Origin of the sequence: Streptomyces sp. CC0208, from assembly GCF_003443735.1 — a bacterium.
GTDB classification, from domain to species: Bacteria; Actinomycetota; Actinomycetes; order Streptomycetales; family Streptomycetaceae; genus Streptomyces; species Streptomyces sviceus.
Window position 1 is genome coordinate 7,216,211 of the sequence record NZ_CP031969.1, and the last position, 24,324, is coordinate 7,240,534.

The 24,324-nt window shown below is 70.6% G+C and carries 21 protein-coding genes; 13 read left to right on the plus strand and 8 right to left on the minus strand.

Annotation, left to right across the window (positions count from 1 at the left end; translation table 11 throughout):
• Window positions 1-13 precede the first annotated feature (13 nt).
• Window positions 14-958 carry an RluA family pseudouridine synthase gene (locus D1369_RS33135; protein ID WP_082319549.1) on the minus strand — a complete coding sequence of 315 codons (945 nt, stop codon included), beginning with the start codon at window positions 956-958 and terminating at the stop codon, window positions 14-16.
• 63 nt (window positions 959-1,021) lie between these two features.
• Window positions 1,022-2,299, minus strand: a complete 1,278-nt coding sequence (locus D1369_RS33140; RefSeq protein WP_237557610.1) for a hypothetical protein — start codon at window positions 2,297-2,299, stop codon at window positions 1,022-1,024.
• A gap of 1,326 nt (window positions 2,300-3,625) precedes the next feature.
• Here D1369_RS33140 and D1369_RS33145 point away from each other — a divergent pair.
• Window positions 3,626-4,207, plus strand: a complete 582-nt coding sequence (locus D1369_RS33145; protein ID WP_037903146.1) for a GNAT family N-acetyltransferase — start codon at window positions 3,626-3,628, stop codon at window positions 4,205-4,207.
• A gap of 103 nt (window positions 4,208-4,310) precedes the next feature.
• On the opposite strand, the gene D1369_RS33150 is transcribed toward D1369_RS33145, so the two are convergent.
• Window positions 4,311-5,843, minus strand: coding sequence for an amino acid permease (locus D1369_RS33150; protein ID WP_007380832.1), 1,533 nt, complete (start codon window positions 5,841-5,843; stop codon window positions 4,311-4,313).
• 212 nt (window positions 5,844-6,055) lie between these two features.
• Here D1369_RS33150 and D1369_RS33155 point away from each other — a divergent pair, with 212 nt between their 5' ends.
• The 3 genes from D1369_RS33155 to D1369_RS33165 all read left to right on the plus strand — a co-directional run bounded on the left by D1369_RS33155 (window position 6,056) and on the right by D1369_RS33165 (window position 8,700).
• The gene (locus tag D1369_RS33155) at window positions 6,056-6,754 is read left to right on the plus strand and encodes a PadR family transcriptional regulator (protein ID WP_007380831.1); all 699 of its coding nucleotides are present in this window, start codon (window positions 6,056-6,058) and stop codon (window positions 6,752-6,754) included.
• A 183-nt stretch (window positions 6,755-6,937) separates the two neighbouring features.
• Window positions 6,938-7,927 (plus strand): ATP-binding cassette domain-containing protein, encoded by a 990-nt coding sequence (locus D1369_RS33160; RefSeq protein WP_118082774.1) that lies wholly within the window; start codon window positions 6,938-6,940, stop codon window positions 7,925-7,927.
• Entirely contained in the window at window positions 7,924-8,700 is a 777-nt protein-coding gene (locus tag D1369_RS33165) for an ABC transporter permease (protein WP_007380829.1), read from the plus strand. Before D1369_RS33160 ends, D1369_RS33165 begins: the two co-directional genes overlap by 4 nt.
• Window positions 8,701-8,765: 65 nt before the next feature.
• Here D1369_RS33165 and D1369_RS33170 read toward each other — a convergent pair whose 3' ends face one another.
• A complete protein-coding gene (locus D1369_RS33170) occupies window positions 8,766-9,611 on the minus strand; it encodes a siderophore-interacting protein (RefSeq protein ID WP_007380828.1) in 846 nt (281 codons plus the stop codon).
• A gap of 93 nt (window positions 9,612-9,704) precedes the next feature.
• Complete coding sequence (locus D1369_RS33175; protein ID WP_082319371.1) at window positions 9,705-10,649, minus strand: 5'-3' exonuclease; 945 nt, start codon at window positions 10,647-10,649, stop codon at window positions 9,705-9,707.
• Between the two features lie 180 nt (window positions 10,650-10,829).
• On the opposite strand from D1369_RS33175, the gene D1369_RS33180 reads away from it, so the two are divergent.
• The 4 genes from D1369_RS33180 to D1369_RS33195 all read left to right on the plus strand — a co-directional run bounded on the left by D1369_RS33180 (window position 10,830) and on the right by D1369_RS33195 (window position 16,063).
• The gene (locus tag D1369_RS33180; protein ID WP_007380826.1) at window positions 10,830-11,879 is read left to right on the plus strand and encodes a betaine/proline/choline family ABC transporter ATP-binding protein; all 1,050 of its coding nucleotides are present in this window, start codon (window positions 10,830-10,832) and stop codon (window positions 11,877-11,879) included.
• Window positions 11,872-14,487: an ABC transporter permease/substrate binding protein gene (locus D1369_RS33185; RefSeq protein ID WP_007380825.1), complete on the plus strand. Its 2,616-nt coding sequence runs from the start codon at window positions 11,872-11,874 to the stop codon at window positions 14,485-14,487. Before D1369_RS33180 ends, D1369_RS33185 begins: the two co-directional genes overlap by 8 nt.
• 293 nt (window positions 14,488-14,780) lie before the next feature.
• A complete protein-coding gene (locus D1369_RS33190; RefSeq protein WP_007380824.1) occupies window positions 14,781-15,350 on the plus strand; it encodes an XRE family transcriptional regulator in 570 nt (189 codons plus the stop codon).
• Complete coding sequence (locus D1369_RS33195) at window positions 15,347-16,063, plus strand: helical backbone metal receptor (protein ID WP_007380823.1); 717 nt, start codon at window positions 15,347-15,349, stop codon at window positions 16,061-16,063. Before D1369_RS33190 ends, D1369_RS33195 begins: the two co-directional genes overlap by 4 nt.
• On the opposite strand, the gene D1369_RS33200 is transcribed toward D1369_RS33195, so the two are convergent.
• Entirely contained in the window at window positions 15,975-17,099 is a 1,125-nt protein-coding gene (locus D1369_RS33200; protein WP_037899380.1) for a TDT family transporter, read from the minus strand. The two genes, D1369_RS33195 and D1369_RS33200, sit on opposite strands and share 89 nt — an antisense overlap.
• Before the next feature lie 70 nt (window positions 17,100-17,169).
• Between D1369_RS33200 and D1369_RS33205 the strand changes: the two genes are divergently transcribed.
• On the plus strand, window positions 17,170-18,096 hold the full coding sequence (locus tag D1369_RS33205; RefSeq protein ID WP_007380821.1) for a LysR family transcriptional regulator: 927 nt from the start codon (window positions 17,170-17,172) through the stop codon (window positions 18,094-18,096).
• Window positions 18,097-18,204: 108 nt separating this feature from the next.
• Window positions 18,205-19,164 carry a phosphotransferase gene (locus D1369_RS33210; protein WP_007380820.1) on the plus strand — a complete coding sequence of 320 codons (960 nt, stop codon included), beginning with the start codon at window positions 18,205-18,207 and terminating at the stop codon, window positions 19,162-19,164.
• Here the strand turns inward: D1369_RS33210 and D1369_RS33215 are convergent.
• Window positions 19,142-19,834 (minus strand): gamma-glutamyl-gamma-aminobutyrate hydrolase family protein, encoded by a 693-nt coding sequence (locus tag D1369_RS33215; protein ID WP_037899378.1) that lies wholly within the window; start codon window positions 19,832-19,834, stop codon window positions 19,142-19,144. The two genes, D1369_RS33210 and D1369_RS33215, sit on opposite strands and share 23 nt — an antisense overlap.
• 67 nt (window positions 19,835-19,901) lie before the next feature.
• The gene (locus D1369_RS33220; RefSeq protein WP_007380818.1) at window positions 19,902-20,639 is read right to left on the minus strand and encodes an FCD domain-containing protein; all 738 of its coding nucleotides are present in this window, start codon (window positions 20,637-20,639) and stop codon (window positions 19,902-19,904) included.
• A gap of 95 nt (window positions 20,640-20,734) precedes the next feature.
• Between D1369_RS33220 and D1369_RS33225 the strand changes: the two genes are divergently transcribed.
• The 3 genes from D1369_RS33225 to D1369_RS33235 are packed head-to-tail and all read left to right on the plus strand — an operon-like array spanning window position 20,735 to window position 24,314.
• On the plus strand, window positions 20,735-22,093 hold the full coding sequence (locus D1369_RS33225) for a glutamine synthetase family protein (protein WP_007380817.1): 1,359 nt from the start codon (window positions 20,735-20,737) through the stop codon (window positions 22,091-22,093).
• A 59-nt stretch (window positions 22,094-22,152) separates the two neighbouring features.
• Entirely contained in the window at window positions 22,153-23,526 is a 1,374-nt protein-coding gene (locus D1369_RS33230; RefSeq protein ID WP_118082775.1) for an aldehyde dehydrogenase family protein, read from the plus strand.
• Window positions 23,523-24,314, plus strand: coding sequence for a 3-oxoacyl-ACP reductase (locus tag D1369_RS33235; RefSeq protein ID WP_007380816.1), 792 nt, complete (start codon window positions 23,523-23,525; stop codon window positions 24,312-24,314). Before D1369_RS33230 ends, D1369_RS33235 begins: the two co-directional genes overlap by 4 nt.
• Window positions 24,315-24,324: the final 10 nt, after the last annotated feature.

Below are 24,324 nucleotides of genomic sequence, written 5' to 3' on the forward strand. Positions count from 1 at the left end.
GAGGGCGTTGGAGTCACCCGGCCGCCCACTCCTCGTAGGACGACCAGGCCCGCAGCACGCGCGGGCTGACGAACCGATGCTCGTGTCCCGTAACCGGATCGGTGAACTCCAGGACTCGCGCCAGCAGTTGGAGCGGACGTCGGAAGTCGCCGGGCGCCACGGGGGCGGTGACCACCGGATAGAGGGGGTCGCCGAGGATCGGCACTCCGAGGGCGCTCATGTGCACCCTGAGCTGGTGCGTCTGCCCGGTGCCCGGTGTGAGCCGGTACCGGGCGCGCTCGCCCCGGTGCTCCAGCAACTCGACCCGGCTGACGGCATTGGGCTCACCGTCGACCTCCTGAGCGGCCAGGACTCCACGCTCCTTGACGATGCGGCTGCGCACGGTGTGGGGGAGAGGCAGCGTCGGGTCGTACCGGGCGACGGCCTCGTACTCCTTGGCCACCCGTCTGTCCCGGAACAGCGACTGGTAGGCGCCGCGTTCCTCGGGCCGCACGGTGAACATCACCAGGCCGGCCGTCAGCCTGTCCAGGCGGTGCGCGGCGCCCAGCGCAGGGATGTCCAGTTGCCGGCGTAGCCGTGCCAGGGCCGTCTCGGCGACATGGCTGCCGCGCGGGGTGGTGGCGAGGAAGTGGGGCTTGTCGGCCACCACCAGGTGTTCGTCGCGGTAGATGACGTCGATCGGGAACGGGACCCGCTCCTCGTCGGGCAGTTCCCGGTGGAACCACACGGACATCCCCGGCGCGTACGCCATGTCGCGCGGCACCGGATGTCCGGCGGCGTCCACGATCTGGCCCGTCTCCAGCATCCCGTCGATCACCTCGGCGTCGGCCGCGAGCCGCGCCACGAGATGATCCCGCACGGTCGCCCAGGCGTCACCGGGCGGCAACCGCACCCGCACCGGATCGACCCCGTCGCGCTGCGGCAGGGGAGGGGGCGGGGGCGGAGTGCGGCGTCTCATCACGATCAAGCCTACGACCGGGCATGGAGGGAGAGGGTCGTGCCGCGGACCGACCCTCAGGGCTCATGGGATGGCTTCTGCTCCGTTTCGGCCGGAGAACAGCGTGCTCCTGGTCCGTACGGCCGATGCGCACGCGAGGGCCAGCCGTTGGAGATCTGTCACGTCGAAGTACGCGTCCCAGCGATCACGCAGCCAGCCACGCACGATCGTCGAACTGTCGGCGTAGAGCCTGTCGAGTGCCGGCCCGATGTCGACCGGGCCGGCCTGGTCGGTGCAGGTGCATCGGCCCCGGGAGAAGTACTCGGCCAGCCGGGGCGCGTACGTCCACTCCACACTCGGGCGAAGCTTCTTGCGCACGAGCGTCTCGGTGCCGTCATCCACCCGTTCCCGGCCACCTCGTGCGTACAGGCACGTGCCCACCACGAAACCTGCGACGACACGTTGCCACTGCGCTCCCCCTGCGGCGCAGGTGTGGCTCAGACAGACTTCCAGGATGTCCCACAGCTGATCGCTGTCGGCCAGCCGCAGCGCCAGATTGTTGCGGTTGCCGTTCTCGGTGTCACGCCCCTGGTCGATCAGGTCATGAGCGAGCACGGCCACCATCGTGGTTTCATCGACGATCTCCCGGAAACGTTCCGAGCGGTCGTCCTGGACGGTGTAGATGTGCACTCCGATGTCCGCGCCCCGGATCCGGATGTACTCCTCGGGCGTGAAGAGATCGGGCAGCTGCAGGATTCCGGTCAAGTTGTCGACGAGTTGAACGGCCCCGCACTCCACTTGTGCGGCAACCACCAGTTCGCCTTCGCGCCCGTGCAGCCGTACGCATTGCCGGGAAGCGGTCACCGCATCCCGTGCGAGCCTGCCGATCTCTTGCACCTGTGGGACGGTTCCCGCGTAGTACTCGCTGATTCCCGCCAGAATGCCCCACAGGAACGTGGCCCTGGCTTCGAGCGCGGCGCTCGACTCGGGTGCGGTGCACAGTGCGGTGAAAAGACCCGACATCTCCATGGCGAAGGAGTAGGGAGCCGTGTGGCCCACGGCTCGTTGGCACCACTGCTGGGCTCGGTCGACGGAGAGATCCCCCCGTAAGTCGATCAGTGGCGGACCGTCCGAGCTGCGCATCAGCCGGTCGCAGGCTGCGGCCAACAGCCCGCCCGTGTCCCTGCCGAGCAGGGTTTGCCAGTTCACCTGCCGCTGATCACGGCGCAGCAGGGTACGCACGGCCCGCAGGCCGGGGGACCGGACCGCATCGAGATGCGAGCTGGGCGACCTCAGCACGGAGCGACTGCCGTTGGCGGTCTCCGCGTCGATCGCATGGCAAAGTATTCCGGACAATGCCATGGCATGAGGGTCGGAAAGGAGAGAGTCAACCGAATTCCGCCACTGTGCGGGTTCCAGGCTCGGTATCACCTGACCAGGAGTTCCGGGACTCAGGGCGCCCGTCAGACCCATCAGGTCACTCACCTGGCGCTCCCTCTGCTCGGAGCCCGCGTCCCCTGATGCGCCTGTGTTTGGGAATCGCCTGGTGTGACGAAAGGCTGGAAAATGGCCCCGTGCTGTACGTCCACGCGTAAGATACCGAGGACGAGGTAATACTCATCGTGCTGATCTCCCGTCGCGTATTCAAGACCTGGAATGGCCAGTCCTTCTCAGGTCCTTCGGCTTGGGTAGAACACGGAATTGACAGGCGTTCCGGGGGTACTGGTACTCGGGACGCTAGAGGGCGGGGGTCACGGCCAGAGTGACGCGCGCCTGGCGGCGAGTGCGTGCCCGATCAGTGGAACGGCCCGGGCGACTCGCCTGGAGCAGAGCCATTCATGATGCCTCCGGTGGCGGAGTCGACGAAGTCCATGAACTACGCGTTGTGTTCCGTACGCTGCGCCGGCAGCGTGGCTGAACTCGTGCACTGAGCCGGCCTCGTCAACTGCGCGCCCTGCGGCCGTGGTCTTCGCGGCGGCAGCCGGACGGTACGGAGAATCAGTGGCCACCACCGCCAGGACAGCGTTGTCGGAGGCGAGGTCGTGGATCATCCCTACCTTCCAGCGCCACCATGCGTTTCGTCAACTGTGCGGGGCTAGTTGACGCTGGTGTCAGGCGCCTCGGAGGACGCCTGCGAGGGGCGCTTCGGACGGAGGCCGGTCGGATGTGCTCGGCGACATTCCGGGCAGCCCGGTCGCTAAGAGGGGAGCACTCGACCCGGGTGGATTCGCACTGGTACACGAACGTGCCGACCGTGCGGAGCACATCGGAGTCTCGCGCGGAACACCTTCCCGAGACCCCCCGCCGACCATCGCAGCCATCCGGCCACCACCCTCACCGGCCCGGGTGTGAGGCCGCTCATGCCTGCACTTCACCCTGACAGCCCACCACTTCGCACCATGCGACGATTTTCGGCCGCGGGCTAGGGGGCGCAGCCCCGGCGCACGGAGCGGATCGCCTGGCCGCCGGATGCACGGCCGCGCATTCCAGGCCGTTGATGCGCCGCGGGTACCACCCCCGTTTGCGGCTGTTGGGAAGCAAGTTCGTCGCGGGGACGGCACATCCGTCCAGGGCGGCCGGGACGCGGACACCGGTCCCTCCGGGGGTGGAACACGGGGTTCCTGCCTTCCTCTCGTCAAGAGGAAAACCCGTTGGGACGGGCATCGTCCGGTTGGCAGGATGCGGGTCATGCCGTACCTCACCGGACCGGTGCTCACACCCGGCACCCTCTCCCGCACCCCTCAGCCCACCCTCCCCACCGGCGACGGCCTGCTCCTGCGTCCCTGGCGGCCCGAGGACGCGCCGGCGGTGCACGCCGCGTTCCAGGATCCGGTGATGCACCAGTGGCACGCCCGTGCCGCCGACTCCGTGGACGAGGTCGGCGGCTGGATCGAGGAGTGGCGAAAGGCATGGGGCGAGGAGAGGACCGCTCAGTGGGCCGTGGTGGACGTGGACACCGATCTGCTGCTCGGCCGGGTGGCCCTGCGCGAGATCCGTCTCGACGACGGGCAGGCCGAGATGGCGTACTGGACGACCACGGGGGCTCGGGGGAGGGGGGTCGCGGCGCGTGCCACGGTCGTCCTGTCCCGCTGGGCTCTCGACGCCGTCGGGTTCCACCGTCTCGAGCTCATGCACGCCGTCCGCAACGAGGCGTCGTGCCGGGTCGCGACCAAGACGGGCTTCGTTCTGGAAGGGACCAAGCGGAGTGCGGTGCTGCATCCCGACGGTTGGCACGACATGCATCTGCACGCGCGGGTGCGGGGTGACTGACGGACTGTCGAGTTGCCACGGGTGGACGGCGGCCGCCCGTGGAGGTGCGGCCGCCCGTGGAGACGCGGCCGCCCGACGTGAGGCGGCCGCCGCGCTCCGTCCGCTATCCCGCCGACGTAGGCCGGCGCAGCGCACGCCACGCCACGCCCACTGCCAGGGTCGCGGCCAGGAACAGCACCGTGAACCACTGGAAGTACCAGTGCCCACCCGCCGGGTCGTACACCTCGGCCCGGGGCCAGGCCAGGTTGACGGTCATCAGGAGGCCGTAGAGGAGGGCCAGGGCGTTGACCGGGATGCCCCAGCGGCCCAGGGAGAACAGTCGGCCGCCTTCCTCGTCGGTGCCTGACGAGGTGAACTCGCCCCGGATGCGGCGGATCAGCAACGGGCCCGTGACCATCGCGTACGCCAGGTACAGCATCACGATGCAGGTCGTGCCGATCGCCAGGAACGCCTCCGGTGAGGCGAAGTTGAGCAGGAGCAGGGCGGCGGCCAGGATGCCGACGACCAGAGCGGGGGCGGTGGGCATGCCGGTACGGGGGTTCACGCGCGCGAGGCGGCCCGCGAAGGGCAGCTGGCCGTCGCGGGCCATGGAGAAGAGCATGCGGCAGGCTGCTGTCTGGATGGCGAGGGTGGCCACCGTGATCGCGATGACCACGTCGGCCAGCAGGGCCTTGCCGACACCGTCGCCGAGGCTGCTGGTGAGGACGTAGCTGAGGCCGTCGACCGACAAATGCCCGTCGGTGAGGCTGGGGGCGGCGAGCAGGCCGCCCAGGACGATCAGGCCGCCGAGCGCGCCGGCCGAGCCGAGCGCCGTCAGGATCGTACGGGGCGCGACGCGCCGGGGGTTGCGGGTCTCCTCGCTCATCTCGCCCGCGCTGTCGAAGCCGATCATCACGTACGCCGCCGTGAACGAGCCCACCAGCAGTGCCCCGAACAGGCCGCTCTGCGCGGCGCCCGTGGTGTGGAAGGTGATGCTCGGTGTGCGCTCGGAGTGGGTCAGCAGAAGCACGATGATCAGCACCGCGCCGATGATCTCGGCGGTGACGCCGACCCGGTTGACCAGGGACAGGACACGGTTGTCGAGGACGTTCACGACGGTCGTCAGGACCAGCAGGATCACGCCGAGGACGGCCGCGTTGGCGGCCCCGTCCGCCGAGGTCGGCGCCGGGTCGGTGCCGACCAGCTGGAAGCCCGACCAGATCGCCGGGAGCACCATCTGCAGGGCCAGTGCCGCCGCGGCGACCACGACGATCTGCCCGATCACCATGATCCAGCCGGCGAACCAGCCGAAGGTCGCGTTGGAGAGGCGGGACGACCACTGGTAGATCGCGCCCGAAAGGGGGTAGCGGGCCGCCAGTTCCGCGAAGCAGGCGGCCACCAGCAGCTGGCCGACCAGGACCGCCGGCCAGGCCCAGAAGAAGACGGGGCCGCCGAACGCGTACCCGAAGGCGAAGAACTGGAAGACGGTCGTCAGGACCGAGATGAAGGAGAACCCGGCCGCGAAGGACGCGTACCGGCCCAGGCTGCGGTGCAGTTCCTGGGGATAGCCGAACTCGGCGAGGGACCGGTCGTCGGGGGAGGGGGTGGAGGAGTGCGGGGGATCGGGGCGGACGTCGGAGGGGCTGGTCGTCGTCACGGCGGCACCTGCCTTAGGCGGCGAATTCCTGTCGGGCGACAGAAATTAGGGAGGTGCTGTTTCCGGTGCATGACGGGGCCGTGTCGTGGCTGGGCCCAAGTTCTCACGCCCTTGCGGCCGGGCGTCAAACACGATACATCGTGTCCATTGACGGATCGTCGTGGATCGCGATATGTTCGGCACCGGATATTCGGAGGCGAGGTGAATCGGACATGCGGCGTCGGAAGCTCCGCAACCCCCTGGCGCTCGCCGTGCTGACGACGCTCTGGCAGAAGCCGATGCATCCCTACGAGATCGCCCAGACCCTGCGCCGTCAGGGCAAGGACTCCAGCACGAAGATCAACTACGGCTCGCTCTACACGGTCGTGCAGAACCTCGAGAAACATGGATTCGTCGAGGTCACGGACGTGGAGCGGCAGGGCAACCGGCCGGAGCGGACCGTCTACGGCATCACCGCGGCCGGCCGCCAGGAGACCACCGAGTGGATGTCGGACCTGGTCGCCTTCCCGGTCAAGGAGTACCCGATCTTCGAGACCGCGCTCTCCCTGCTCGGTGTGCTGCACCCCGACGAGGTGGTGCCGCTGCTGAAGGAGCGGCTCGACGCACTGGAGGTGCAGATCGCGAGCGGCCGAGGCGCGCTGGAGAAGCTGTACGAGACGCTGCCCCGGCTCTTCCTCGTGGAGAACGAGTACCAGCTCCACATGGTCGAGGCGGAGGCGGAGTGGGTCCGCGGCTTCCTCGACGAGCTCACCAAGGGCGCGCTCCCCGGCATCGAGGAGTGGAAGGCGTTCCACGAGCCAGGCCCTGAACGAGAGCCAGGCCCTGAACGAGAAACAGGACCCGTACAAGAAACAGGACCCGTACAAGAAACAGGACCCGTACAAGAAACAGAACCCGTACGAGAACCATGACCTGAACAAGAACTGGCCCCGGCACGGCTGTTGCAGCAGCCCGCCGGGGCCTCGAACCCCGAACTGAATCCGCCCTGAGGCACATCCAGGCGATCGAGGTGCGGCACACCCAGGATAGCCCGGTGCTCCTCACGCGGATCAGTTGTCATCCGCTCGGCCAGGAGACCCAGGAGAGCACCTGCCATGAACACCCGTGCGCCCGCGATCGAGGCGCGTCAACTGATCAAGACCTACGGCGGTCAGGTCACCGCCCTCAACGGCATCGACCTCGTCGTCGAGCGGGGCAGCGTCTTCGGCCTGCTCGGCCCGAACGGCGCCGGCAAGTCCACCACCGTCAAGATCCTCACCACCCTGGCCCGCCCCGACTCCGGCTCGGCCACCGTCGCCGGCCATGACGTGCTGCGCCACCCGGACCGGGTCCGGCGGGCCATCGGGGTGGTCGCCCAGGGCTCCGGCGCCGACCCGGTCGCCACCGGCCGCGAGAACCTCCGACTCCAGGGCAGGCTCTACGGCCTGAAGGGCGCCGCCCTCGACCAGCGGGTGGACGAGCTCCTCGACCGCTTCGCGCTCACCGAGGCGGCCCGGCGTCCGGTCAAGGGCTACTCCGGCGGCATGCGACGCCGGCTCGACGTCGCCCTCGGCCTGGTGCACCGCCCCGAGGTGCTCTTCCTCGACGAGCCCACCACCGGCCTCGACCCCGAGGCCCGCAGCGCGATGTGGGACGAGATCGGGCGGCTCGCGGCGGAGGAGGGGCTGACGATCCTGCTCACCACGCACTACCTCGAAGAGGCCGACCGGCTCGCCGAGCGCGTCGCTGTCGTCGACCGCGGCCGGATCGTCGTCGAGGGCACCCCGGACGCGCTCAAGGGCGAACTCCGCGGCGACGCCGTGCATGTGGAGCTGCGCGAGCCGCTCGGCGACGCGGGGCGCACCCTGCTGACCGGCGCCCTGCGCGACGTGCCGGGCGTGCACGAGGTGCTGGCCGACGGAGACCGCGTCAGCGTCCGCGCCGACGACGGGGCCGCCGCCGTACCCGCCCTCCTCGCCGCTCTGGAGCGGGCCGGGGTCAAGGTCGCCACCGCGACCGTCGCCCGCCCGTCCCTCGACGACGTCTACCTGCGCTACGCGGGCCGCCGTTACTCCGACGCCGAAGACCTGGTGGGTGCCCGATGAGCACGGCCGTCTCCCAGACCTGGTACATGACGCAGCGTCAACTCATGGTGTTCGTACGGCAGCCCGCGTACGCGATCATCACCCTGATCCAGCCGGTGATCTGGCTGTTCCTGTTCGGCAGCCTCTTCAGGAAGGTCGTCGAGCTCGGCGGCTTCGGGACCACCTCGTATCTCGACTACCTCGTCCCGGGCGTGGTCGTGATGAGCGCGCTCGGCTCCAACATGTGGGCCGGCATGGGCACGTTGGAGGAGATCCAGCGCGGGACCCTGGACCGCTTCCTGACCACCCCGGTCAGCCGGGCCGCGCTGATGAACGGCAACGTCGTCAACAACGGCCTGGTCACCGCCTTCCAGTCGGTGGTCATCGTCCTGCTCGGGCTCCTCGGGGGCGCCGACTACCCGGGCGGCATCGTGGGGATCGCCGTCCTGGTGCTCGCCTCGGTCCTGCTGGGCACCGTTTTCGGGGCGCTGTCCAACGCGCTCGGCATGCTGGTGCGGGAGCGGGAGTCGATCATCGGGATCAACACCTTCCTGCTGCTCCCGCTCACCTTCCTGTCCAGCGCCTTCATGGCGCCCTCGCAGATGCCCTCCTGGATGCGGCACGTCGCCGACTTCAACCCGCTGAACTGGGCGATGGTGGCGGGCCGTTCGGCCCTGTCCGCCGATCCCGACTGGGGCGTCGTGGCCAGCCGCGGGGGAGCGCTGCTCGGGCTGGCGGTCGTGGCGGTGTGGCTGTCGATCCGCACGTTCCGGTCGTACCAACGGTCGGTGTGACCGCTCCCGGACACGACGAAAGGGGCGGCACCCTTGAAGGTGCCGCCCCTTTCAGGGACGTAGGCCTAAGCGGCGGGCGCCGCCCCCTCCTGCTCCGCCTCGATGCGCGCGTTCCAGTCCCGCTTGGAGGCCTGCCAGCCGTCCTCGTTGTGACCCAGGCGCCAGTAGCCGGAGATCGACAGGTCCTCGCGCGGGATCGCGCGCTCGACCCGCAGCAGGTGGCGCAGCTGCTTCACGAAGTGCGCCTCGCCGTGCACGAACGCGCACAGCCGGCCCTCCGGGAACTCCAGCGCGCGGACGGCCTCCACCAGGGCCTCGCCGACGGGGCGGGAGCCGCGGTGCAGCCAGACGACCTCCACGTCGGAGTCGATCTTCTGCTCCTCCTCGGGCCCGGAGACCTCGATGAAGGCGTGCGCCCGGGTGCCGTCGGGCAATGACTCCAGGGAGCGGGCGATCGCGGGCAGCGCGCTCTCGTCGCCGACGAGCAGATGCCAGTCGGCGTCCTGGTTCGGGGCGTAGGCGCCGCCCGGGCCCGTGAAGCGCACGGTCTCGCCTGGCTGGACCCGTACCGCCCAGGGGCCGGCCAGGCCCTCGTCGCCGTGGATCACGAAGTCCAGGGTGAGCTCGCGGTGTTCGGCGTCCCAGTGGCGGACGGTGTACGTGCGGGTCACGGGCCACTGCTCGCGGGGGAACTCCTCGCGGATCCGCTGCATGTCGAAGGGCTCGGGGTAGGTCGCGCCCTCGGCCGGGAACAGGATCTTGACGTAGTGGTCGGTGCAGGTGTCCGCCGCGAACTCGGCGAGTCCGTCGCCGCCGAGCACCACGCGCTGCATGTGCGGGGTGAGGCGTTCGGTGCGCAGTACCTGTGCGGAATGGGGCTTCCGCGGCTTGCGTCCCGGTCCTTCTGCCATGGCGGCCTCCCAGTTCCCTACGCTTAGGCTTACCTAAGTTAGCATCAGCCTCGCTGGCGACGGCATGCCACTCGTGGAAAGCGAGGGCAATTTTTACGCGCCGAGCGTCGCCACCAGTCGCTGCAGCGATCCGCCGAGCCCCCACCGCTCCGCCAGCTTCTCCAGTGCCGCGGGATCGCGCGGGGTGCGCGGAACCGCGGTGTCCACCCGCGGCAGCGGGACATCCCCAGCCACCTTCACGACCTTCGGCGCCACGGCCACGTACGGCCGCGACTCGTCCAGCCGCTTGCGCTGCGACGGTGTGAGCTTCGCCTTCGGGTCGTCGACCGCGGCCATGATCCCGGCCAGGTCGCCGAACTGGTCGAGCAGCTTGGCCGCCGTCTTCTCGCCGATGCCCGGCACGCCCGGCAGCCCGTCGCTCGGGTCGCCGCGCAGCAGCGCCAGATCCACGTACCCACGGCCGTCGACCCCATACTTCTCGCGCAGCCACGCCTCGTCGGTCAGCTGGAGCGTGCCGACGCCCTTGAGGGGATACAGCACCCGCACCTGGCGCTCGTCGTCGACCAGCTGGTACAGGTCGCGGTCGCCCGTGACGATGTCGACCGGGCCCGTCGCCTGCGCGGTGAAGGTGCCGATCACGTCGTCCGCCTCGTATCCGGCCACCCCCACGCGCGCGATGCCGAGCGCGTCCAGGACGGCCTCGATGACCGGCACCTGCGGCGACAGGGTGTCCGGCACCTCCTCCTCGTCCGGGCCGCTCTCGTGCTCCTCGGCGACGCGGTGCGCCTTGTAGGAGGGGATGAGGTCGACCCGCCACTGGGGGCGCCAGTCGGCGTCCATGCAGGCCACCAGCAGGTCGGGGTGGTGGTCCTTGACCAGGCGGTCGATGAATTCGAGGAGGCCGCGCACGGCGTTCACCGGCGTGCCGTCGGGTGCCTTCACCGACTCCGGCACACCGAAGTAGGCACGGAAGTAGAGCGAGGCGGTGTCGAGGAGCATCAGTCGTCCGGTCACGTCTCGCATCATGCCGTACGGCACCGACAGCGGCCGCCGTCGCTCGACCCGTTCGGCGGTGTGCGCGTCCTGTGAACCAGGACACCCGCGTGTTTGGCCGAAAGGCTTATGGGCAGGCGCCGCCTCGGAGCGAGGCAGGTTGCACTTTCAACTGTTCGCGGCCCTTCGTCTCCCCCCCAGTGGTCGAAGAGACGAGAGGCACGCGTGTCATCAAGGCTTGAGGCAGAGCAGCTGTACAAGGTCTTCGGAAGACGGCCGGACGACGCGGTCGAGAGACTTCGCGAGGGCGCGGACCGGGAGGGACTGCGCGCCGAGGGCACCACCGCGGCGGTGATCGACGCGTCCTTCACGGTGGACCCGGGCCAGATCTTCGTCGTCATGGGCCTGTCGGGTTCCGGCAAGTCCACGCTGCTGCGCATGCTCAACGGCCTCCTGGAGCCGACCGCGGGCCATGTCCGCTTCGACGGCCAGGACCTCACCGCGCTCACCGACCGCGAGCTGCGGGCCGTACGCGCCCAGAAGATCAGCATGGTCTTCCAGCACTTCGCGCTCTTCCCGCACCGCAGCGTCCTGGAGAACGCCGCCTACGGTCTCGCCGTCCAGGGCGTCCCCAAGGCCGAGCGCATCGAGCGGGCGACGAAGGCCCTGGAGCTGTGCGGCCTGGGGGGCTGGGAGAAGTCCTGGCCCGACGAGCTGTCCGGCGGTATGCAGCAGCGCGTGGGCCTGGCGCGGGCCCTCGCCACCGACGCCGACCTGCTCCTCATGGACGAGTCCTTCAGCGCGCTCGACCCGCTGATCCGACGGGACATGCAGGACCAGCTCCTCCAGCTCCAGAAGACCCTGAAGAAGACCATTGTCTTCATCACCCACGACCTCAACGAGGCCATGCGGCTCGGCGACCGGATCGCCGTGATGCGCGACGGCCGGATCGTCCAGATCGGCAGCGCGGAGGACATCCTCGTGCGGCCCGCCGACGACTATGTCGCCTCCTTCACCAAGGACGTCGACCGCTCCCGGGTCCTGACCGCGTCCGCCGTCATGGACACGGACGTGCGCGGCGACGAGGTCGCGGACGACTGCCGGACAGCGACGCCCGACACGCCGTTCACCGAACTCTGCGCGATGAGCGCCCGTTCCGGCCGCCCGGTCAAGGTGCTCGACGACGAGCGCAAGCTCGTCGGCGTGGTCCGGCAGGAGCGCCTGATCGCCTTCATGGGCGACGCGGAATCCCCCCAGGAGGCCGCTCATGCCTAGGATCCCGCTCGGCGACTGGGTCAACGACACCGTCGACTGGCTGCTCGACCACGTGTCCTGGCTCTTCGACTTCCTGAAGACCGTCTTCACCGGCACCTACGACGGCATCGACGCCGTCCTCCAGGCGCCCCAGCCCCTGCTCCTCGCGGGCATCCTCGCCGTGATCGCCTTCTGGCTGCGCGGCACCCTCGCCGGTCTCCTCACGTTCGCGGGATTCGCCTTCATCGACTCCCTCGAACTGTGGGAGGACGCGATGACGACCCTCTCCCTGGTCCTCGTCGCCACGATCATCGCGCTGGTGATAGCCGTCCCCGTGGGCATCTGGGCGGCCCGCTCGAGCCGGGTCAGCGGCATCGTCCGCCCCGTCCTGGACTTCATGCAGACGCTGCCCGCGATGATCTACCTCATCCCGGCGATCCTGTTCTTCGGCACCGGCGCCTCCGCGGGCATCGTCGCCACCCTGATCTTCGCGCTGGCCCCCGGTGTCCGCATGACCGAGCTCGGCATCCGCCAGGTGGACAAGGAGCTCGTCGAGGCCGCCGAGGCGTTCGGCACCACCCCTCGCGACACCCTCCTGCGCGTTCAGCTCCCCCTGGCGCTGCCCACCGTGATGGCCGGCGTCAACCAGGTCATCATGCTGGGCCTGTCCATGGCCGCGATCGCCGGCATGGTCGGCACCGGCGGCCTCGGCGGTGACGTCAACGAGGCCATCGGCCAGCTCAACGTGGGCCTCGGTTCCGAGGCCGGTGTCGCCATCGTGATCCTCGCGATCTACCTGGACCGCATGACCAGCGCGCTCGGCACCCAGGTCTCCCCGCTGGGCCGCCGCGCCGCCGCCAAGGCCCGCGCGTCCCAACGCGGGCTGAAGATCTGGTCCTACCGTCCCAGCCCCCAGATCGCCGTCATCGGCGTCGTCGTCCTCGCCCTCGTCGCGGGCGGCATGGGGATCTTCGGCGGCACCTCGGGCGAGGCCACGGCCGTCTCCGGCGGCAAGGACGTCGGCCAGGGCAAGAAGATCAGCATCGGCTACGTCCCCTGGGACGACGGAGTCGCCTCCACGTTCCTGTGGAAGGAGATCCTGGAGGAACGCGGCTACCAGGTGGACGCCAAGCAGTTCGACGCCGGGCCGCTCTACACCTCCCTCGCCTCCGGCAACGCCGACTTCATGACCGGCGCCTGGCTGCCGACGACCCACGAGCAGTACTGGAAGAAGTACGGCGGCAAGCTCGACGACCTCGGCGCCTGGTACGACAAGACGTCTCTGGAGCTGAGCGTCCCGTCGTACATGAAGGACATCAACTCCCTGGCCGACCTCAAGGGCAAGGCCGCGCGGTTCGGCGGGAAGATCACCGGCATCGAGTCCAGCGCCGGTGAGATGGCCCTGCTCAAGAGCAAGGTCCTGGGGGCGTACGGCCTCGACAAGGAGTACGAGGTCGTCGACAGCTCCACGCCCGCCATGCTGGCCGAGCTCAAGCGGGCGTACGCCAAGAAGGCCCCGATCGCGGTCACGCTCTGGTCGCCGCACTGGGCGTACAACGACTACGACCTGAAGAAGCTCAAGGACCCCAAGGGCGCCTGGGGCTCGGGTGACGGCATCCACACGGTGGCCCGCAAGGGCTTCGCCGACGACAACCCGGTCGTCGGAGGGTGGCTGAAGAACTTCAAGCTGGACGAGAAGCAGCTCACCAGCCTGGAGGCCGAGATCAACAAGGCCGGCAAGGGCGAACAGCAGGACGCCGTGCGCACCTGGCTCAAGCAGCACCCGGGCCTGGTCGACAAGCTGGCCCCCGTCAAGGACAGCGGCACTCCGGCCGAGGCGAAGCGGCCGGTCAACGTGGCCTGGTTCCCCTGGGACGAGGACATCGCCGTCACGTATCTGTGGAAGAACGTCCTGGAGAGGCGCGGTTACAAGCTCAACCTCAAGCAGATGGACGTCGGCCCGGTCTACACCGGCCTCGCCTCCGGCGACCTGGACCTCAACTTCGACGCCTGGCTGCCGTACGCCCAGAAGAACTACTGGGACAAGAGCAAGGACAGCCTCGCCGACCTCGGCACCTGGTACCGGCCGACGTCGCTGGAGGTCGCCGTGCCGTCGTACGTCAAGGGGGTGAAGACGTACGAGGACCTCAAGGGCAAGGCGTCCCTCTTCGACGGGAAGATCATCGGCATCGAGCCCGGCACCGGCGAGATGAACCTCCTCAAGAACAAGGTCCTGCCGGGCTACGGCCTCGACAAGGAGTACGAGGTCGTCGACGGCTCCACGCCCGCGATGCTGGCCGAGCTCAAACGCGCCTACGCCAGGAAGCAGCCGGTGGCCGTGGTCCTGTGGTCCCCGCACTGGGCGTACAGCCAGTACGACCTGACCAAGCTGAAGGACGACAGGAAGCTCTTCGGCGAGGGCAACACGATCCGCACCATCGCCAATGAGAAGTTCCCCGGGCAGTACCCCCGGCTCACCAAGTGGATCAAGGGATTCCATATGAGCGAGGACGAGCTCGGTACCCTGGAGAGCGAGATCAACAAGTACGGCCAGGGTCACGAGGAGCAGGCGGTCACCGCCTGGCTGAAGGAGCACCCGGAGATGGTCGGGCGGATGACGCCGTCATAACCGCTCCGTGTGCACGGTAAGGATCCGGCCAACCACATAGAGCTATGCCATCGCCCGAACTCCGATGCCGACAAGGGGACTTGGGCGGCGCACGACGGACGGGTGACCGAAACCCGGCCCCCTGGCAGCCTCCAGGGGGCCGTTCGGCTGGCGCGAAAGGTGAGGTACGGTCGCACGCCGTATGGCATCGATGTGACGGCCGCGTGAAACGGTTTGCCGAACATGCGTAGGGTGCAGACAACTCATCAGGGGACGGGTCACAGGACCGACGAGCCAAGGAGGGAGCCGGAGCCATGGGCGACCACAAAGAACAGCCCCTTCGGGTCGGCGCCGCCGTGCGCCGCAGGCGCCGCGCGCTGGAGCTCACCCTCGCCGTCGTCGCCGAGCGCAGCGGCCTCTCGGTCCCCTTCCTGAGCCAGATCGAGAACGAACGCGCCCGCCCCAGCCGCAGCTCCCTGGAGAAGGTGGCCGACGCCCTGCGCACCACGGCAGTGGAACTCCTCGCGGCCGCCGACCCGGCGTGCAGCGTCGACGTCGTGCACGCCGAGGGCCCGGAGCCGGGCTGTGAACCCCGGATGCGCTCCCTGGTGCGCGGTCACCACCAGATGCACGCCCAGGAGTTCACCGGCGACCATGACGCGGGCCGTGAATTCCAGTACCGCAACGACCAGTTGATGTACGTGGCCGACGGCGCGGTGGACGTCGAGGCCGAGGGGCGCGCCTACCGGCTGGGCCGTGGCGACACCCTGTACCTGACCGGCGGGGTGCGGCACCGCTGGCGGGCGACCGTGGCCGACACCCGCGTGATCGTCGTGGCCGTGGCCGAACACATCGAGGCGCTCCAGGACCGGCCCCGGCAGTGAGGGTCGTCTCCCTGGTCCCCTCGCTCACCGAGGCGATCGCCCGCTCCGCACCCGGCGCCCTGGTCGGCGCCACCGACTGGTGCACGCACCCGGCGGACCTCGACGTCCCCAGGATCGGCGGCACCAAGAACCCGAAGGTCGACCGGATCGTCGCCCTCGCCCCCGACCTGGTGATCGCCAACGAGGAGGAGAACCGCGAGCCGGATCTGGACGCCCTGCGCGCGGCCGGCCTGGAGGTCCTGCTCACCGAGGTCCGGGACGTGTCGCAGGCCTTCGGGGAGCTGGCCCGGGTCGTCGAGGCGTGCGGCGTCGTACGGCCGCGCTGGCTGGACGAGGCCGAGGAGGCCTGGTCGGCCCTTCCCGCGCGGGAGCACCGGGTGACGGCGGTCGTGCCCATCTGGCGCCGGCCGTGGATGGTGCTGGGCCGGGACACCTTCGCCGGCGACGTGCTGTCCCGCCTGGGGGTTGACCATGTGCACGCCGGCCACGCCGACCGCTATCCGCGCATCCCGCTGGAGGAGCTGCGGGCGGCCGCCCCGGACGTGGTCGTCCTCCCGGACGAGCCGTACCGCTTCACCCCGGACGACGGCCCGGAGGCCTTCCCCGGGCTGCCCTGCGCACTCGTCAGCGGACGGCACCTGACGTGGTACGGGCCGTCGCTGGCCGAAGCACCACGGGCACTGGACGAGGCCCTGCGAGCAGCGCTCCGCTGACGACCCCGCGCGCGGTGTGCACGGCGGCCGTGGCCCAGGCGGCGACAAGAGCGACGTACAGCCCGGTGGCGAGCCAGTCGTAGACGACGAGCCCGGTGTGCCGGGCCAGCGACTCGGCGCCCGTGACACAGGTGCCGACCGGGAAGGTGAACGCCCACCAGGTCATCGAGAACCGCATCCCGTGCCGACGGGCCCGGACCACGTGCGCGGTGGCGAGCCCCAGCCACAGCAGCGCGAACCCCATCACGGGCACGCCGTACAGGACCGCGAGGACGCCGAAGCCCTGGCTGTAGGGGGCCGGTACGACACCGGGGGCCACGTCCGCGAACTTGCCGACGGCGGTGGTGGACTGGCCGAGCGGGCCGAGGACCAGGAAGAGAGCCGGGGTGAGGGCGAGGGGGAGCGGCCCGCCGGTGACGATCCGGGCGAAGACCAGCGGCAGCATCACCAGCGTCGCGAGAAGGCTGAGCCCGAACATCGCGAAGCAGGCCAGCAGGAGGGTCTCGCGCGGCTGGCCCGCGGGGAGATACGGCACGAGGAGCGGGCCGAGAGCGGCGGACACCATGGGCGCGACGAGGGGCAGCAGCCACACGGGCGTGGCCTGCCGCGGCTCGGCGTGCTGCCGTACGGCCATGAGGTACGGCACGGCGACGGCGGCCGCGAGCCCCACGGCCGTACCGGCGGTGAACAGCACGGTGTCCAGAGCGACCGCGGCCGTCGTCCCGATCCAGTACCGGCCGACGGTGAGGGCGCCGCCGCCCACGGCCAGCAAGGCCATGGCGAGGCAGCCGTAGAAGGGGGCCGCGCCGGGGTCCAGGAGGTGGGCGCGGGCCTGGTCGGCGTGGTGGTGCCAGTGCAGGGCGCGGGCGCAGAGGAGAACGAGCAGCAGGGCCAGGGACAGCAGCCAGACGCCGGCGCAGATCGTGCGCAGGCCGGGGAGGTGCACGGGGAGCGCGACGCCCGCGGTGGCGACGATCGCGGTGCCCATGACGGAGGCGTACCAGTGGGGTCCGAGGTGACGGACGGCGGTGACCATGTCTCCACGGTGCCGTGCGGGGAGGGCCGCTACCAGGGAGTATGACTCTATGAGGGCATAAGCTGTCTTTATGAGCGGTGTGGAGGAGCGGGAGCCGACGGTGGGCGGGGGACTGTCCCACCGGGTGCCGGATCTGGGCGCGCTGGAGCTGCTGCTGGCCGTGGCGCGGCTGGGGAGCCTGGGCGGGGCGGCGCGGGAGGTGGGCATCACCCAGCCTGCGGCGAGCAGCCGGATCCGCTCCATGGAACGGCAGTTGGGGGTGGCCCTGGTCGACCGCTCGCCCCGCGGCTCCCGGCTCACGGACGCCGGTGCGCTGGTCACGGACTGGGCGCGGCGGATCGTGGAGGCGGCGGAGGCCTTCGACGCCGGGGCGCAGGCGCTGCGGGACCGCCGGGACTCCCGACTGCGGGTGGTGGCGAGCATGACGATCGCGGAGTACCTGCTGCCGGGGTGGCTCCTCGCCCTGCGCGCGGGCCGCCCGGACACGGCGGTGTCGCTGCACGCGGGGAACTCGGCGACGGTCGCGGAGCGACTGCTGTCGGACGAGGCCGACCTGGGCTTCGTCGAGGGCCTGACGGTCCCGTCCGGCCTGGACTCGGTGGTGATAGCCCACGATCACCTGATCGTGGTGACGGCCCCGGGACATGTCTGGGCCCGCCGCAGCCGCCCCCTGGAAGCCGCCGAACTGGCCGCGACGCCGCTGATCCTCCGGGAGAAGGGCTCGGGCACCCGCCAGGTCCTGGACGCGGCTCTGGGCGGCCTGGCCCGCCCCCTGATCGAGCTCTCGTCCACCACGGCCGTCAAGGCGGCGGCGGTGAGCGGGGCGGGCCCGGCGGTCCTGAGCGAACTGGCCGTCGGCGAGGAACTCGCGCTGCGCCGACTGGTGCGGGTCCCGGTGGCCGGCGTGTCACTGGCCCGGGACCTGCGGGCGGTGTGGCCCACGGGCCACCGGCCGGTGGGCCCGGCGAGGGACCTGCTGTCGCTGACCCGGTCGTAGGGTGCGAGGACCCTCGGCGCGCAGGCGCGCTGGTGCCGAAACCCTGGGCGCGTCGGCGCGCGAAAAACCCTTGGCGCGGCGACGCGGCGGACCCGCACCATGAACCGCATGACCGCGACCGCCCCACCCGCCACCGGCGTCCGCACCCCCTGGGAGGACCTCCCCGAGGCCGTACGCAACGCCGTCGCGGACGTGCTCGGCGAGCCGGTCGCCCACGCCGTCACCCAACCCGGCGGATTCTCCCCGGGCGCCGCCACCCGCGTGCGCACCACCGACGGGCGCCGCGTCTTCGTCAAGGCCGTCAGCGGGGACACCAACCCCGACAGCCCGGCACTGCACCGCACCGAGGCCCGCAACGCCGCCGCGCTGCCGGCCGCCGTCCCGGCACCCCGCCTCCTCGGCACCCACGACGACGGCACCTGGGTGGCGCTCGTCTACGAGGACGTCCAGGGCCGCCAGCCCCACGTCCCGTGGCACACGGCCGAACTGAAGCGCGTCCTGGACGCCGTGGCGGACCTGGGCCGCACCCTCACCCCCTCGCCCCTGGACGCCCCACCCGCCGCCACGGCCCTCGACCGCACCTTCAGCGGCTGGCAGCGGCTCCTGCACGGTGAGCACGAGGACCTCACGGCACGCCTCGACCCCTGGGTCGCCGGCCACCTGCTCCTTCTCGCGGAACTCGCCGCCCCCTGGCCCGAGGCCGTCACCGGTGACACCCTCGCCCACGGCGACCTGCGGGCCGACAACATCCTGCTGACCGACGACGGCCGTACCGTCTTCGTCGACTGGCCGCACGCTTTGCGCGCCGCCGTCTGGTTCGACCTGCTGGTGATGCTGCCGTGCGTCCGCGCCCAGGGCGGCCCGGATCCGGAGGACCTGTTCACGGCACATCCGCTGGGCGCGAGCGCCGACCCCGACGCCGTCACCACCGCCCTCGCCGCCCTGACCGGCTACTTCCTGTACCACTGCCTGCTGCCCCCACCGCCGGGCATCCCGACCGTCCGGGCCTTCCAACGGGCTCAGGGCGACGCGGCCCTGGCCTGGCTCAGGCGCCGGCTGCGGCGTTGACGAGGGCCTGTGTCACCCGCAGGTCCTCGCCCATCTCCGGATGCCACTGCACCCCCAACACCCAGTGCGGGCCGGGGAGTTCGATTGCCTCCACGGTGCCGTCCGCCGCGTGGGCCGAGGCCAGCAGGCCCTCCCCGAGGCGGTCCACCGCCTGGTGGTGGTAGGCCGGTACGGAGGTCTCCTCCGGGGCGAGGTCGCCGTACAGCGTGCCCGGTACGGGTTTGACCGGGTGGTGGCCGAAGACGCCCACGGTCTCCGCGTGGCCGTCGACGTGCTGGTTGAGGGTGCCGCCCAGGGCCACGTTCAGGAGCTGCATGCCCCGGCAGATGCCGAGCAGGGGGAGGCCTGCCGTCAACGCCGCCTTGATCAGGGCCAGTTCCCAGACGTCACGGGCGCGGGCGGGCGGACCGGTGCGGGGGTCGGGCGTGGCGCCGTAGTGGACCGGCTCCACGTCCGGGCCGCCCGCGATCACCAGGCCGTCCAGGCGGGCCACCGTCGCCGCCGCGTGCTCCGGGGCGTCCGGCGGGAGCATCGCGGCCAGACCGCCCGCCCGCTGCACCAGACGCGGATAGCCGACCGGCAGCAGCGCCGCCTCCAGCTCCCAGACGCGCCAGCGCGCCCCGGCCTCCAGATACGTGCTGATGCCGATCAGCGGTCGTACGGTCGTCACTCGGCCCTCCCAGCCTTGCAATGGCCCACAGGTATACCTTTGCCTCCCGGGACGCCCACCCGCAAGGTCAGGCCAGAAATCCCCGCAGCAGGGCCGCCGTCCCCGCGCAGTGCTCCCGCATCATCTCCCGCGCCCCGTCCGCGTCCCCGTCGAGCACCGCCTCGACCAGCGCCGCGTGCTGCCGCTGCGAGTGCTCCAGGTTGCGGACCAGGAGCGGGATGCAGTCCAGGAGATCGTTCACCGAGGCCCGCACGGCCGCGTACTGCGCGGTCAGGGTCGGTGAGCCGCACAGCTCGGCGATCGTCAGGTGCAGCAGGGTGTCCAGGCGCCGGTAGTCCCCCAGCGGTGCCTCCTGGGTGGCCGCCAGTGCCGCGCGCAGCCGCTGCGCCTGCTCGTCCGTGAGGCCGTGTGCCGCGCACAGCCCCGCCGCGCCCACCTCCAGGACCTCCCGGAAGCGCAGCACGTCCTCGATGTCCGCCTCGGCGATCCGGCGCCGCAGCTCCTCCTCGCCCACCGCGTCCGGCGTACGGGGCAGCACGAACGTGCCGCCGTACCGCCCGCGCCGCGACTCCACCAGCCCCTGGTCCTGGAGCACCTTCAGCACCTCGCGCAGCGTCACCCGGCTGATCCCGAGCCGCTCCGCGAGCTCCCGCTCGGCCGGCAGCCGCTCGCCCCCCGGCACCAGCCCGAGCCGCACGACCTGGAGGATCTGCTCCAGCGCCTCCTCGAAGCCGTTGCCCGCCCTGACCGGCCGCAACACCGGAGTCAACCGGTCGGCCGCGCCGCCGTCAGTGTCCACCGACATATGGCCGAGCCCCCTTCCCAAGCAATGGTTCAGAGCAATACCTTATGGCTCCCGGCCCGGTCGGAAAAACGCGCAGCAGCCGAAGGAGCTCTCCCGTGGCAGACCGCACACCCCCGCTCAGCGTCGAGGAGCTGCACGCCCTCGTCGCGAGCGGCGAGATCGACACTGTCGTCCTGGCCTTCCCCGACATGCAGGGGCGGCTCCAGGGCAAGAGGTTCGCCGCCCGCTTCTTCCTCGACGAGGTACTCCACCACGGCACCGAGGGCTGCAACTACCTCCTCGCCGTCGATATCGAGATGAACACCGTCGACGGCTACGCGATGTCGTCGTGGGACCGCGGCTACGGCGACTTCGCCATGCACCCGGACCTGAGCACCCTGCGCCGCGTGCCCTGGAACGCCGGTACGGCCATGCTGATCGCCGACCTCGCGTGGAACGACGGCTCGCCGGTCGTCGCCGCGCCCCGCCAGATCCTGCGCCGCCAGCTGGAGCGGCTCGCCGAACTCGGCTACACCGCCCAGGTCGGCACCGAGCTGGAGTTCATCGTCTTCAAGGACACCTACGAGCAGGCCTGGGACGCCCGGTACCGGGGGCTGACACCGGCGAACCAGTACAACATCGACTACTCGGTGCTGGGGACCGGCCGTATCGAACCGCTGCTGCGCCGGATCCGCAACGACATGACGGCCGCCGGTCTCACCGTCGAGTCCGCCAAGGGGGAGTGCAACCCCGGCCAGCACGAGATCGTGTTCAAGTACGACGAGGCCCTGGTCACCTGCGACCAGCACGCGATCTACAAGACCGGTGCCAAGGAGATCGCCGCCCAGGAGGGCGTGTCGCTCACCTTCATGGCCAAGTACGACGAACGCGAGGGCAACTCCTGCCACATCCATCTCTCGCTCGCCGACGCCGACGGCACCAACGCGATGGCCGGCCCCGACGGGATGTCGGACGTGATGAAGTACTTCCTCGCGGGGCAGCTCGCGGCCCTCAGGGACTTCTCGCTCCTCTACGCCCCCAACATCAACTCCTACAAGCGGTTCCAGCCCGGCTCCTTCGCCCCCACGGCCGTCGCGTGGGGCCACGACAACCGCACCTGCGCGCTGCGGGTCGTGGGCCACGGCCGCTCCCTGCGCTTCGAGAACCGGCTGCCCGGCGGGGACGTCAACCCGCACCTCGCGGTCGCCGGTCTGGTCGCCGCCGGGCTCTACGGCATCGAGCAGAAGCTGGAGCTGCCGGAGGTGTGCACCGGCAACGCCTACACCGCCGAGTACGCGCAGGTCCCCACCACCCTGCGCGAGGCCGCCGAGCTCTGGGAGAACAGCCCGATCGCCAAGGCCGCCTTCGGCGACGAGGTCGTCGCGCACTACCGCAACATGGCCCGCGTCGAACTCCAGGCCTTCGACGCGGCGATCACCGACTGGGAGCTGCGCCGCTCCTTCGAACGTCTGTGATGCCGAACTTCTGCGATGTCGAACTTCTGTGATGTCGGACGTCTGTGAGAGGTACTTCGTTGTCGTACGAGCATGAACTGACCGTCCTCAACCCGGCCACCGAGGAGGTCGTCGCCACCGTCCCCGCCGCCACCGCGGCCGACGTGGACGCGGCCGTCGCCCGCGCGTCGAAGGCGCAGGACCGCTGGGCGTCCGTCGCCCCCGCCGACCGGGCGCGGCTGCTGCGCCGGTTCGCCGACGTGGTCGACCAGCACGTCGAGGAACTGGCCCGGTTGGAGGTCCGGGAAGCCGGTCACCTCCTCGGCAACGCCCGCTGGGAGGCCGGCAACGTCCGTGACCTGCTCGCCTATGCGGCGGGCGGGGTGGAGCGGCTGAACGGCCGCCAGATCCCGGTGCCCGGCGGCCTCGACGTCACCCTCCTCGAACCCCTCGGCGTGGTCGGCGTCATCGCGCCCTGGAACTTCCCCATGCCGATCGCCGCCTGGGGCACGGCACCCGCGCTCGCCGCCGGCAACGCGGTCGTCCTCAAGCCCGCCGAGACGACCCCGCTGACCGCCCTCCGCCTCGCCGAACTCGCCCTGGACGCGGGGCTTCCGGAGGGCCTGTTCCAGGTGCTGCCCGGACACGGCCCGGTCGCCGGCACCGCCCTCGTCGAGCACCCCGGCGTCGCGAAGATCGTCTTCACCGGCTCCACCCGCACCGGCCGTGACGTCATGGAGCGCTGCGCGCGCCAGGTCAAGCCGGTCACCCTCGAACTGGGCGGCAAGAGCCCCAACATCGTCTTCGCGGACGCGGACCTCGCCCAGGCCGTCGACCCCTTCTCCTTCCTCGACAACTCCGGCCAGGACTGCTGCGCCCGCACCCGGATCCTGGTCCAGGAGTCGGTGTACGACGATGTCCGTGACCTGCTCGCCGACGCCGTCGCGTCCGTGATCGTGGGCGACCCGGCCGACGAGAAGACCCAGATGGGCCCGTTGATCTCCCGTCAGCAACTGGACCGCGTACGGGCGTTGGTCCCCGAGGGCGCCCCCGGCCTGCGCGGCAGCGCCCCCGACGGGCCCGGCTTCTGGTTCGCTCCGACCGTCCTGACCGGCGAGGCGCCCGACTCCGAGGCCGCCCGCGAGGAGATCTTCGGCCCGGTCGCCGTCCTGCTGCCCTTCACCGACGAACAGGACGCGATCCGGCTCGCCAACGACACCCCGTACGGCCTCTCCGGCTCCCTGTGGACCCGCGACATCGGCCGCGCGCTGCGCCTGTCCCGGGCCGTCAAGGCGGGCAACCTGTCCGTCAACTCCCACTCCAGCGTCCGCTACTGGACCCCCTTCGGCGGCTACAAGCAGTCCGGACTCGGCCGGGAACTCGGCCCGGACGCCCTGACCGCATTCACCGAGACCAAGAACGTCTTCATCAGCACGGAAGGCCCCGCCCAGTGACCTCTTCGACCGATCAGATCGTGTGCCGTCGCCTCGTCGGCCGTACGGCCGTCATCACCGGAGCCGGCAGCGGCATCGGTCTCGCGACCGCCCGCAGGCTCGCCTCCGAGGGCGCCCACGTCGTGTGCGCCGACGTCGACGAACCCCGCGGCAAGGCCGCCGCCGACGAGGTCGGCGGGCTCTTCGTCAAGGTCGACGTCACCGACCCCGAGCAGGTCGAGGCGCTGTTCAAGACGGCGTACGACACCTACGGCAGCGTCGACATCGCCTTCAACAACGCGGGCATCTCGCCGCCGGACGACGACTCCATCCTGGAGACGGGCCTTGAGGCATGGAAGCGCGTCCAGGAGGTCAACCTGACCTCCGTCTACCTGTGCTGCAAGGCCGCGATCCCCTACATGCGGCGGCAGGGCAGGGGGTCCATCATCAACACCGCGTCCTTCGTGGCGAGGATGGGCGCGGCCACCTCTCAGATCTCCTACACCGCCTCCAAGGGCGGCGTGCTCGCCATGTCCCGTGAACTGGGCGTGCAGTTCGCGCGCGAGGGCATCCGCGTGAACGCCCTGTGCCCGGGCCCGGTCAACACCCCGCTGCTCCAGGAACTGTTCGCCAAGGACCCCGAGCGGGCCGCGCGACGTCTGGTGCACATTCCGGTCGGCCGGTTCGCCGAGGCCGAGGAGATCGCCGCCGCCGTCGCCTTCCTGGCCAGCGACGACTCCTCCTTCGTCAACGCCAGCGACTTCCTGGTGGACGGCGGGATCTCGGGGGCGTACGTCACACCGCTGTAGGGATCGTCCT